This window comes from Arcobacter sp. CECT 8985 (assembly GCF_004116495.1).
GTDB lineage: Bacteria > Campylobacterota > Campylobacteria > Campylobacterales > Arcobacteraceae > Malaciobacter.
Genome location: NZ_PDKC01000033.1, coordinates 1 through 11,360 on the forward strand (window position 1 = coordinate 1; position 11,360 = coordinate 11,360).

General features: G+C 25.0%; 12 protein-coding genes. All 12 read left to right on the forward strand.

The window, feature by feature from the left end; translation table 11 throughout:
• Positions 1 to 723 (forward strand): glycosyltransferase family 4 protein (locus CRU93_RS11835; RefSeq protein ID WP_258238915.1); only part of this gene is annotated, 723 nt, incomplete at its 5' end.
• Positions 716 to 1,732, forward strand: a complete 1,017-nt coding sequence (locus CRU93_RS11840; protein ID WP_129104412.1) for a glycosyltransferase — start codon at positions 716 to 718, stop codon at positions 1,730 to 1,732. The genes CRU93_RS11835 and CRU93_RS11840, both read left to right, overlap by 8 nt.
• Positions 1,729 to 2,472, forward strand: a complete 744-nt coding sequence (locus CRU93_RS11845) for a glycosyltransferase family 2 protein (RefSeq protein WP_129104413.1) — start codon at positions 1,729 to 1,731, stop codon at positions 2,470 to 2,472. The genes CRU93_RS11840 and CRU93_RS11845 overlap by 4 nt, the downstream gene beginning before the upstream one ends.
• Positions 2,456 to 3,523, forward strand: coding sequence for a glycosyltransferase family 1 protein (locus CRU93_RS11850; RefSeq protein ID WP_129104414.1), 1,068 nt, complete (start codon positions 2,456 to 2,458; stop codon positions 3,521 to 3,523). Before CRU93_RS11845 ends, CRU93_RS11850 begins: the two co-directional genes overlap by 17 nt.
• Positions 3,520 to 4,302, forward strand: a complete 783-nt coding sequence (locus tag CRU93_RS11855; RefSeq protein ID WP_129104415.1) for a glycosyltransferase family 2 protein — start codon at positions 3,520 to 3,522, stop codon at positions 4,300 to 4,302. The genes CRU93_RS11850 and CRU93_RS11855 overlap by 4 nt, the downstream gene beginning before the upstream one ends.
• A 114-nt stretch (positions 4,303 to 4,416) precedes the next feature.
• Complete coding sequence (locus CRU93_RS11860; protein ID WP_129104416.1) at positions 4,417 to 5,925, forward strand: lipopolysaccharide biosynthesis protein; 1,509 nt, start codon at positions 4,417 to 4,419, stop codon at positions 5,923 to 5,925.
• Positions 5,922 to 6,503, forward strand: a complete 582-nt coding sequence (locus CRU93_RS11865; RefSeq protein WP_129104417.1) for a CatB-related O-acetyltransferase — start codon at positions 5,922 to 5,924, stop codon at positions 6,501 to 6,503. The genes CRU93_RS11860 and CRU93_RS11865 overlap by 4 nt, the downstream gene beginning before the upstream one ends.
• Complete coding sequence (locus tag CRU93_RS11870) at positions 6,500 to 7,525, forward strand: glycosyltransferase family 10 domain-containing protein (protein WP_129104418.1); 1,026 nt, start codon at positions 6,500 to 6,502, stop codon at positions 7,523 to 7,525. Before CRU93_RS11865 ends, CRU93_RS11870 begins: the two co-directional genes overlap by 4 nt.
• The gene (locus CRU93_RS11875; protein WP_129104419.1) at positions 7,512 to 8,372 is read left to right on the forward strand and encodes an alpha-1,2-fucosyltransferase; all 861 of its coding nucleotides are present in this window, start codon (positions 7,512 to 7,514) and stop codon (positions 8,370 to 8,372) included. The genes CRU93_RS11870 and CRU93_RS11875 overlap by 14 nt, the downstream gene beginning before the upstream one ends.
• Positions 8,369 to 9,364: a UDP-glucose 4-epimerase GalE gene (gene galE, locus CRU93_RS11880; protein ID WP_129104420.1), complete on the forward strand. Its 996-nt coding sequence runs from the start codon at positions 8,369 to 8,371 to the stop codon at positions 9,362 to 9,364. Before CRU93_RS11875 ends, galE begins: the two co-directional genes overlap by 4 nt.
• A complete protein-coding gene (locus tag CRU93_RS11885) occupies positions 9,361 to 10,365 on the forward strand; it encodes a glycosyltransferase family 2 protein (protein ID WP_129104421.1) in 1,005 nt (334 codons plus the stop codon). Before galE ends, CRU93_RS11885 begins: the two co-directional genes overlap by 4 nt.
• Before the next feature lie 57 nt (positions 10,366 to 10,422).
• Positions 10,423 to 11,358: a glycosyltransferase family A protein gene (locus CRU93_RS11890; RefSeq protein ID WP_258238917.1), complete on the forward strand. Its 936-nt coding sequence runs from the start codon at positions 10,423 to 10,425 to the stop codon at positions 11,356 to 11,358.
• The last annotated feature ends 2 nt before the right edge of the window (positions 11,359 to 11,360 follow it).

Genomic DNA, 11,360 nt, shown 5'->3' on the forward strand with positions numbered 1-11,360 from the left:
ATAGAAGACTTTATCTCTATGAATAATTATGAAAGAAATAATGGAAAATATAATTTAGGACAATCTATAAATGAAGAGATTGAAAGAATTAATCTTTTTGACAAAGCTATATGTATCTCTAAAGAAGAAACTAATTTTTTTGAAAGAGTTTGTAAGGATGTAGAGTTTTATCATATTCCACATTTTTTAGATAATAAATTTAGCGAAGTAAAAAAAGATATAGATATAGTATTTGTCGGTTCAGATAATCCTTTTAATAAAGATGGAATGATATGGTTTTTAGAAAATGTTAAGCCTATTTTAGGAGATAACTATAAAATAAAAATTATAGGTAGAGTAAATGAGCATCTTGAAAAGTATAAAAACAGATATAAAAATATAGAGTTTATAAAGTATGTTGAAAACTTGGATGATATCTATAGTAAATCTAAAATATCAATTTGTCCACTTCAAGGTGGAACAGGACTTAAGATAAAAGTTGTAGAGTCACTTTCCTATGAAGTACCAGTTGTAAGTACAAAGTATGGAATAGTAGGTATGGATAGTAAATACAATGGGTGTATAGTAGTAGATGAACCAGAAAATTTTGCAAATGAAATAAAAAATATTTTAGAAGATGAGCAAAAGTATAAAAATTTACAAAATGAAGCAAAAAAGTATTTTATAGAAAACTTCTCAAAAGAGAGTGTATATAAAAAATTAGATAAGGTTTTTTTTGAGTAAAAAAATAGCATTTATAGATCATTCCTTTCATAAAAAAACAAAATCATCAAATTTTTTTCTTGATTTGTTAAAAGATAAATATACAATAGATATATATTATGATACTAAATGGGAAGATAAAAAAGTTTTAGACTTTGATAGTTTAAATCAAAAAAACTATAGTATAATTATATTTTGGCAGATAAATTACAATATTAAATTTCTAAAAAAGTTAAAATGTAAAAATATTATATATATACCTATGTATGATGATTTTATAGCAAATACTTTTACACCTTTTTATTGGAAGCAGTTTAATAGCATAAAATTTATCTCTTTTTCAAAAAACTTGCATGACTATTTGCATAATAAAGGATTGGATTCTTTATATATTAAGTATTTTCCAGAAATAAACAAAAGTTCAAAAAAAATTGATAAAAAAAATTTAACAGCTTTTTTTTGGTATAGAATAGAAGCAATAAATTGGGAAAAAATCAAAGAGCTTATATCTCCAAATAGTTTCAAAAAAATATATATACAAAATCATCCTGATCCAAATCAAAAAAAATTACAAATTTTTAAAGAAGATATAGAAAAATATAATATTGAAATTATAGATTGGTTTGAGTCTAAAGATGAGTATACAAATTTATTAAAATCAATTGATGTTTATTTTGCACCAAGAATATATGAAGGAATAGGTTTGTCATTTTTAGAGTTAATGAAACAGGGAAAATATATTGTAGCCTTTGATAAACCAACTATGAATGAATATATAATTCATAAAAAAAATGGTTTTTTATATAGCAATATTATTAATAACAAAGTAGATTTTTCAAATATAAATCAAATTGAAATTTTTAAAATGAATCAAAAATATTATGATGAATATAAAAAAAATAAAAAAGAGATATATACTTTAATTGAAAGTTCATTTAGAAGTGAGAATATAAAAAGAGATTATCTTTATATGTATATTGATAAATTATTCAAGTTTCCTTCAAGAGTTTTTAGAAAGATATTCAAATGAAATTATCAATTATCACAATAGTCTTAAATGACAAACAAAATATAGAGAAAACTATAAAGTCAGTTTTATCACAAAATATTGAGTTAGAGTATATTATCATAGATGGTGGCTCTAGTGATGGGACTTTGGATATTATAAAAAAGTATGAAGATAAGATAGATGTGCTTGTGAGTGAAAAAGATAGTGGTATTTATAATGCTATGAATAAAGCTATAGATTTAGCCACAGGAGAATGGGTCAATTTTATGAATAGTGGGGATATGTTTTTTGACTCAAATGTTTTGAAAGATATACTACCAAAACTTGATAGTAGTGTAGATATTATATATGGTAATTGGGAAGTTAGATATCCGCATAAAAAACGAATAGCAAAAGCTAATAAAAATGTAAATAATATCTGGAAAGGTATGATTTTTTCTCATCAAAGCTGTTTTGTAAAAAAAGATATTTTGAAACAATATAGATTTAATGAATCTAGTTCTATTACAGCTGATTTTGAACTTTTATATATTTTATATAAAGAAAATAAAATTTTTAGGTATCTGCCTGTGACTTTGGCAAGCGTAAGTTCAGGTGGAGTTTCAGATATAAAAAGGGTTCAAAGTATTCTAGGTTGGTATAAAATCGTAGATAAAGATATTAAAGTATATTTTTATTATGGTCTGAGAATCATCTTAGAAAATATTAAGCCTATTGTAAAAAAACTACTAAAAAGAGTAAATAATGAAAATAGTTTATGATAATATTATCTACTCTTTACAAAAAGCTGGAGGAATATCTGTATATTGGAGTGAACTTAGTTCTAGATTTGAGAAGTTAACAGCTGAGATAACTTTTTATGGCTATGAAAATGATAATATTTTTATGAAAAACTTAGATATCAATCAATATAATGAATCTTCAATTAATTATAAAATAGTTCGATATTTGAACTTTCAAAAAAAGCTTCCAAAAGGTAGTATATTTCATAGTAGTTATTATCGTATATCAAATCAAAAAGACATAGTAAATATCACCACAGTACATGATTTTACTTATGAATACTATAGAAAAGGTTTAGCTAGATTTATTCACTCATGGCAAAAGAAAAGAGCTATAAAAAGAAGTGATGGTATTATCTGTATATCTGAAAATACAAAAAATGATCTTTTGAAGTTTTACCCAAGTATAGAAGAAGAAAAAATCAAAGTGATTTACAATGGTGTAAGTGAAGATTATCATATATTAAAAGAGCCTAAAAAAGAACTAAAAGAAAACTTTGAAGAGCTTACAAATAAAAAGTATCTTTTATTTGTAGGAGATAGAAGTAAATATAAGAACTTCGATATTGCAGTAAAAGTTGTAGACAAATTAAAAGATTATCATCTTGTTATAATTGGAGGAGGGAATTTGTCAAAAAAAGAAAAAAATAGCATAAATTGCCAGTTTTATCACTATCAAGGACTTGATAATAAAAACTTAAATATACTTTATAATAACTCTTTTGCATTATTTTATCCATCTTCTTATGAAGGTTTTGGTATACCTTTAGTAGAAGCTATGAAATCTGGCTGTCCTATAATAAGTACAAATGTATCTTCTATTCCTGAAGTTGTACAAGATGCAGGTTTTTTAGTGTCTAGTTATGATATAGAAAAATTTAAAAAGTTTATATTAAAACTAGAAGATAAAAATATTAGAAATGCTATGATTAAAAAAGGCTTGTTTCAAGCTAGGAAGTTTAATTGGGATAGGTGTTTTGACCAGACTATTGCTTTTTATAATGAAATAAGAAAGAAGAAGTTTTTATGAAAGTTTCTATTGTAACGGTTGTTTTTAATGCAGAAAAAACTATTAGAGATACTATCGAATCAGTTTTAAATCAAACTTACAATAATATTGAATATATTATTATTGACGGTAAAAGTACAGATAATACTATGAAAATAGTAAATGAATATAAAAATAAAATAGATAAGATAGTATGTGAGAATGATGATGGGCTTTATTCTGCTATAAATAAAGGGATAACTATCGCTACAGGGGATGTTATTGGATTTATTCATAGTGATGATTTTTATCTTAATACTTCAGTAATACAAAAAGTCGTAGATGAATTTGAAAATAAAAATGTAGATTCAATATTTGCTGATTTATTATTTATTAAAAATAATAATACAAAAAGAGCACTAAGATATTATAGTGCAAAAAAATTTACACCCAAAAAACTAAAATATGGGTTTATGCCTCCACACCCAACATTTTTTGTAAAAAAAGAGATTTATAAAAAATATGGTAAATATAAGACTGATTATAAAATAGCTGCAGATTATGAAATGTTTGTAAGACTTCTTTATATAAATAAAATAACATATTCATATATTAATTTGCCTTTGATAAAAATGAGAGTTGGAGGTATTAGCTCTGGTGGAATAAAGACAAAAATTACATGTAATATTGAAGTTATTAGAGCTATAAAATCAAATGGAATAAAAACTAATCACTTTGTAATTTTGAAAAAATACCCAATTAAAATAATGGAAATTATAAAAGGGTATATTTATAATATTTTAGTCAAAATTAAAAAATAATATATTTTAACCAACTTCAAAACATATTTTAAATATAATATTATCTATTAAATATTCTGTATATGAAGCAGTAAGGCTAATACTTAAATTCGTTAAAAGAAGTATGTAAAATAGATGATAAAACAACCAAGTAGAAAAAAAGCAGTGATAACTCAAGTTGTAGGTGGATACCTTAATACAGGTATATCTATAACTCAAGGATTATTGCTACTTCCAATATATTTTAAGTTTATAGATTTTGCTACTTATGGATATTGGGTTACTATAACTAGTATTATTGCAATGCTTGGCATTGTAAACTTTGGTATAGAAAATATGGTAATGCAAAGAATCTCAAGCAGTTATGCAAAGCATAATTTTCAAGCTGTAGTAGACTATTTTATCAATAGCCAATTTTTATATTATATTATTGCTTGTATTTTGTTTATAATAGGCTTAGTTTTATCTTTTTGGTTGCAAACTATTTTATCCTTAGGTGATGCACAGCTCAATCTCTTAAGACAAGTATATTTTATAGCTCTTTTTACAGCTACTCTTACTGTATTGAGTAGTTCTGTAAAAGGTTTTTCTCAAGCTTTACTTAAACCTCTTTTTGGAGTGTATAGTACTGTATTTTCAAGAATAATTGGAATTATACTTACAGTAGTATTACTTTATCAAAATATAGGGCTTCTTTCTATTCCTATTGGATTATTTGTAACAGAAATACTTATATTAAGTTCAAATGCTATTTATTGTTTTATTCAGTACAAAAAACTGAATATAAAATCAAATTTGCAAAAAAACATTATCTTTGAGTATCTACATTTTAGCCCCCATTTTTTTGGATTTGAGGTAGGAAATATGTTATCTAATAAATCACATCCTTTGATAATCACTACCATTTTAGGTGCTGAGATGACTACTGCTTATTCTGTAACAAGAAAAGCTGTAGAGATAATAGACCAAGTAGTAAATACATTTAATTCTTCGCTTGTTGGACCATTTTCCCATTTAGTTGGAGAAGGTGATATAGAAAAAATTAAAAAAATATCTATAAAAATTATTTCATTAAGCTTTTTTGCACTAATGATTGCATTTGGAACTTATATAGTTACAAATCATTTATTTGTAAGTTTATGGATAAATAAAGATATTGTACTTTCGCAAGAAATAATTTTGATGATGGGATTTGGAGCAATAGCTTATTCAATGACTAGACTTTTGAGAAATCAGCTTTTTGGATTAAATAAATTTAAATTTAGTTCAAATATGATTTTGATTGAAGGGCTACTATTTGTTATATTTGCGGTATTTTTAACAGATATATTTGGAATAATAGGAGTTCCTTTTTCTCTATTGATAGTAAGTTCAATTATAGCAATTTTTTTAGGATTGAAAATTATAACTACTTTGGGTATTAAATATAAAAAACAAAATGTTTATAAACAATTGTTTATAGTAGTTTTTATAATACTTTATTTAAGTATTATAGAAAAATTTATACAAAAAAGCTGGTTTGATTTTGTACTTTTTTCACTAGTTTCTATTATAGTGCTAAGCATAGTTATATATACTATAAATTATAAATATTTTAGAAATATAATAAAAGATATAAAATTAAAAGGAAATTTCAAAGCATGATAAAAAAGATAATAAAAAAAATCTACTTCTATATATTGAAAAAAAAGAAAAAGCTTTCTCTGCATAGTGATGAAATTTCTATTAAAATAAAGCTTGGAGTAAATGTTGAAATTGCTAAAAATACTTTTATAGATCAGAATTGTGATATTGGTTCATATACATATATTGGCAAAAATTGTAACATAACTAAATCAACTATTGGTAGATATTGTTCAATAGCAAATAATGTATCAATTGGTCAAGGTGAACATGATCTTACAAAGATATCAACTAGTTCTTTATTTTATAATGAAGGATACGATGAACTTACAAAAGAATCTTGTATAGTAGGTAATGATGTTTGGGTAGGAACTGATGTTGTAATATTAAGAGGTGTGAGTATTGGAGATGGAGCAGTTATTGGTGCAAATTCTGTTGTTACAAAAGACATACCACCTTTTGCAATAGTTGCTGGATCTCCTGCAAAGCTTATTCGTTATAGGTTTAATGAAGAAAAAATAAATGAAATAATTGAATCAAAATGGTGGAGTGAAGAATTACGAGGAGCAAGAGCTATAATAGAGGAATTAGAAAAGTGAAATTAGCTTCTTTTATCCAAACTTATAATTTGTCTAATAAAATTTTTGATATTTCTGATCGTAATATAAATAGAGATAATTATGCATATTTTTATTTTATGTTAAAAGATACTTTTAAGAAACAGGGAATTGATTTGTCAACTTGTGATATAAATGAACCAAGTTATTCGGATATAGTTTTATACCATGGATTGACACAAGATTTTATAGACTATGGATATAATAAAAGTTATTTATTAGCTATAGAAAGTTCACATGTGGATCCAAAATCATTTGATGAAAATTATCATTATTATTTCAAAAAAATTTTTACTTGGAATGATGATTTAATAGATAATAAAAAATATTTTAAAGTCAATTATGCTTTTGCTATTCCTAAGACTATTCCTAAAAAATTTAAAAATAAAAAACTTTGTTGCACTATAGCTGGTAATAAAAGTGCAAGTCACTCAGATGAACTTTATACAAAAAGAGTAGAATTTATTAGATGGTTTGAAACATATCATCCAAAAGAATTTGATCTTTATGGAACAGGATGGAATAAGTATCATTTTAGTGGACCAAAAATTGTAAGGGCATTTAATAAAATTCCATATATACCAGAGTTGATTGCAAAGTTTACAAATAATAAATATTCATCTTATAAAGGTCTAGTTGATTCAAAGTTTGAGACTATGAAAAATTATAAATTCGCAATATGTTATGAAAATATAAAAGATCAAAATGGGTATATAACAGAAAAAATATTTGATTGTTTTTTTGCTGGATGTGTACCTATATACTGGGGTGCTAAAAATGTAACTGAATATATTCCAAGAGAATGTTTTATAGATAAAAGAGAATTTGATAGTTTTGAAAGAATTTATGACTATATAAAAAACATGGATGAAAAAACTTATATTAATTACCTTAATGCTATTGAAAAGTTTTTAAACAGTTCAAAAGCAGATCCTTTTAGAGCAGAAAATTTTGCTTCCACAATAGTTAATGAGGTATTAAAGGACTTAGATGATTTTAGTTAAAATTGTAGGAGGACTTGGTAATCAAATGTTTTGTTATGCTTATGCAAAATCTCTACAACAAAAAGGCTATGATGTAAAGGTAGATATAACAACTTATGAAACTTATAAATTGCATGGAGGGTATCAACTTGATAAATATCATACAAATTTAGAGATTTCTACTAAACAAGAAAACAATAAGTATTATTCAAATAGTATATTATCTAAAGTTTTGAGAAGATTAGGAATAGAAACTTCAAAAGCGATTAGAGAAAAATCATTATTTTTTGATGAAAAATTTTTAAAAATAGAAGATAATAACTACATAGAAGGTTATTTCCAAAGTGAGAAGTATTTTAAAAATATAAGAGATATATTAATAAAACAATTTACTATAAATCAAGAGTTGTCAAATTATACAAAGAAAATAGAATTTGATATAAAAAGTTCTCAAAATAGTTGTTCAATTCATATAAGAAGAGGTGATTTTATAAATAATAAAAATTTATCTATCCATGGAACTTGTAATATTGAATATTATAAAAATGCTATTGAGTATCTAGAGAAAAAGATAGCTAGAGTAAGTTACTTTATTTTTTCAGATGATATAGAGTGGTGCAAAGAAAATTTAAATTTATCAAATGCTGTTTTTGTATGTAGTGAAGAAAAAAGAATACCTCATGAAGATATTTATCTAATGAGTTTATGTAATCATAATATTATAGCAAATAGTAGTTTTAGTTGGTGGGGAGCATGGTTAAATAATAATGAAAAGAAGATAATAATAGCTCCAAAAAGATGGTTTACTGATGATAAACTTGAAAAACAAAGTAAAGATATAGTTTGTGAGGATTGGATAAGAATATGAATATTTTAATAACAGGAGCAGCCGGCTACATAGGTAGTCATGTAGTTAAACAACTTTTAGAAAGTAAAAAGCATAATATTACAGTAATAGATAGTTTCAAGACAGGTTTTAAAGAGACTATAAAAACTTTACAATCTTTTGGAAGTTTTAAGTTTATAGAGCAAGATTTATCACAGTGGGATGAGGTAGAAAGTATTTTAAAAAAATATCAATTTGATACAGTTATACATTTTGCAGCTAGTTTGCTTGTGGGAGAGTCTGTAGAAAATCCTTTGAAATATTATGTTAATAATACATGTAATACTGCAAATTTAGTTAACTTATGTAATAAATATGGGGTTAAAAAGTTTATATTTAGTTCTACTGCAGCAGTATATGGTGAGCCATCAAGTAATAAAATGCCATTAGTAGAAACAGAATTTACCAGTCCTATAAATCCATATGGAAATTCAAAGCTTATGAGTGAGCAGATTATTAAAGATGCAGCGAGTGCAAATAAAGAGTTTAAGTATGTAATACTTAGGTACTTTAATGTAGCAGGAGCAGAGGAGAGTCTAAGTATAGGGGAATGTCATGATCCTGAAACTCACCTTATTCCTCTTGTAGTACAAACGGCACTTGGCAAAAGAAATAAAATATTTATTTTTGGTGATGACTATGATACCTTTGATGGTACATGCATAAGAGACTATATACATGTGGATGATTTGGCATCTGCTCACATATCAGCATTAGAATACCTTGAAAAAAAGAATAGTGAAGTATTTAATTGTGGATATGGTCATGGATTTAGTGTAAAAGAAGTGATAGATATGATAAAAAAAGTAAGTGGAGTTGACTTTAAAGTAGAAGTGTCATCTAGAAGAGAGGGCGATCCAGCTATTTTGATAGCAGATAATAAAAAGATACTAAAAGAAACAAACTGGAAACCTAAACATGATAATTTAGAATTTATATGTAAAACAGCTTTGGAGTGGGAGAAAAAAAGATGAATGATAATCCTATGGTCTCTGTTGTAATGTCTGTGTATAATGCTGAAAAATATCTTGATGAAGCTATACAAAGTATATTAAATCAAACATATAAAAATTTTGAATTTATTATAATAAATGATGGCTCTATGGATAAAAGCTTAGATATAATAGATAAGTTTAAAGCTCAAGATGAAAGAATAATAGTAATAAGTAGAGAAAACAAAGGTCTGATAGCAAGTTTAAATGAGGGAATAAAAAAAGCGAAAGGTAAATATATCGCGCGTATGGATGCAGATGATATTAGTTTACCTACTAGGTTTGAGGAACAAGTTGAATTTTTAGATAAAAATCAAGATATAGCTGTATGTGGTACATGGGTAGAAGTGTTTGGTAAAAACAGAAAAAAAACCATCTGGAAAATGCCTATAAATGACGATGAGCTAAAAGTTAGACTTTTGTTTTCTGTATCATTTGCACATCCTAGTATAATGATGAAAAAAGAATTTATACAAAGACATGGAATTAAATATAAAGAAGAGTATAAACATGCTGAAGATTACAAGTTTTGGCTTGATTCTTCTAAGTATACAAAGTTTGCAAATATTTCAAAGGTATTATTTCGATATAGATATCTTGAAACAAGTGTCAGCAGAGTGGCAGATAATGCAAAAGATGAACAGAGGTATAAAATTATAAGTAGTATCTTTAAAGAAGTATTGAATGAATTAGATGTTAAAAATACAAAGAAAGAAAATAGACTTCATTTTACTATAGGATTAAATGAAAGAATTGAAAAAGAAGATATAGATTTAAATTTTTTGAATAAGTATCTAAATAAACTAATAAAAGCGAATAAAACAAGAAAAATATTTCATCAAAAAAAATTAGAACAATTTTTGATAAAAAAATTTTTAGTTGTTATTTATTATAAGATGAAAAAGAAGGATTTTACTTTTTTGTTAGCCGTATTTTATAGGTTGTTTTGGAGAGGTGTTTTTAAGTATTGTGGAATAAATTAACTTGAAAAGAATTTTTTTAAAAAGAAGGAGTATTTAATAAAATTATCAGCAATAATAATTGGAAAAAACTCTACAAAAACATTGGAAGAGTGCATAAATCATCTTAAAAATGCTATAAAAAAAGTAGTATACATTGAAAAGTATGAAATTATCTATGTTGATTCAAACTCTTCTGATGGCTCTGCAGAATTAGCAAAAGAGAATGGTGTGGAAGTTATAGAAATAGTAGAAGGATATACTACTGCATCACTAGGAAGATATCTTGGTAAAAAGTATGCTAAGTATGACAATCTTCTTTTTTGTGATAGTGATATGTATCTAGATATAGAATGGTTTAATGCTTCAAAAGAGTATTATGAAAAATATGGAGCTATTATAGGTGAACGGCATGAGAAACTTTATCGAAATGATATTGTTATAAAAGAGATACATAATTTTTATAATATTGAAAAAGTGGAAGTGGTAAATAATGTAGGTGGTTGCTTGATGATTAATGTTAAAGAAGTTCAAGAGATTAATTTTTCACCAATACTTAAAGAAGAAGAGGAGAGAGATTTTTTCTCTAAATTTTTAGATAAACGATTGATATATAAAATTCCAGTCAAAATGTTTATACATAATAATTATAATTTGGCTACCTCGAGGTTAAAAAGTTATGTATATCCATACAATAAAATAGGTTATATTTTATCGTTTTTTAGTTCTTTAAAACATGGGTATTTAAAAAATTATATAAAACTACAAAGAAGTTATTTAGTCTCAGTGTTAGCTTCATTGTTATTTTACTATTTTCTATTTTCTTCTTTATTCCTTTGTAGTTTAATTCCAATTATGATTATTTATATTGAAAATAGAAAGTATTATAAAGGTTCTATTATTACAATGCTATTTTTCCCTTATAAGTTACTTGCAAGTTTTTTATTTTTAACGAAAAAATTAAAATACACATATAAATACAAAAATAAAATATGTACTGAATCTGTGGAACTTTGATT

What these genes read in the sequence shown, in the direction of transcription:
- CRU93_RS11875 (WP_129104419.1), top strand. Translation starts at nt 7,512, where the DNA reads ATGATTTTAGTTAAAATTGTAGGAGGACTTGGTAATCAAATGTTTTGT.
- CRU93_RS11865 (WP_129104417.1), top strand. Translation starts at nt 5,922, where the DNA reads ATGATAAAAAAGATAATAAAAAAAATCTACTTCTATATATTGAAAAAA.
- CRU93_RS11850 (WP_129104414.1), top strand. Translation starts at nt 2,456, where the DNA reads ATGAAAATAGTTTATGATAATATTATCTACTCTTTACAAAAAGCTGGA.
- CRU93_RS11885 (WP_129104421.1), top strand. Translation starts at nt 9,361, where the DNA reads ATGAATGATAATCCTATGGTCTCTGTTGTAATGTCTGTGTATAATGCT.
- galE (WP_129104420.1), top strand. Translation starts at nt 8,369, where the DNA reads ATGAATATTTTAATAACAGGAGCAGCCGGCTACATAGGTAGTCATGTA.
- CRU93_RS11845 (WP_129104413.1), top strand. Translation starts at nt 1,729, where the DNA reads ATGAAATTATCAATTATCACAATAGTCTTAAATGACAAACAAAATATA.
- CRU93_RS11855 (WP_129104415.1), top strand. Translation starts at nt 3,520, where the DNA reads ATGAAAGTTTCTATTGTAACGGTTGTTTTTAATGCAGAAAAAACTATT.
- CRU93_RS11860 (WP_129104416.1), top strand. Translation starts at nt 4,417, where the DNA reads ATGATAAAACAACCAAGTAGAAAAAAAGCAGTGATAACTCAAGTTGTA.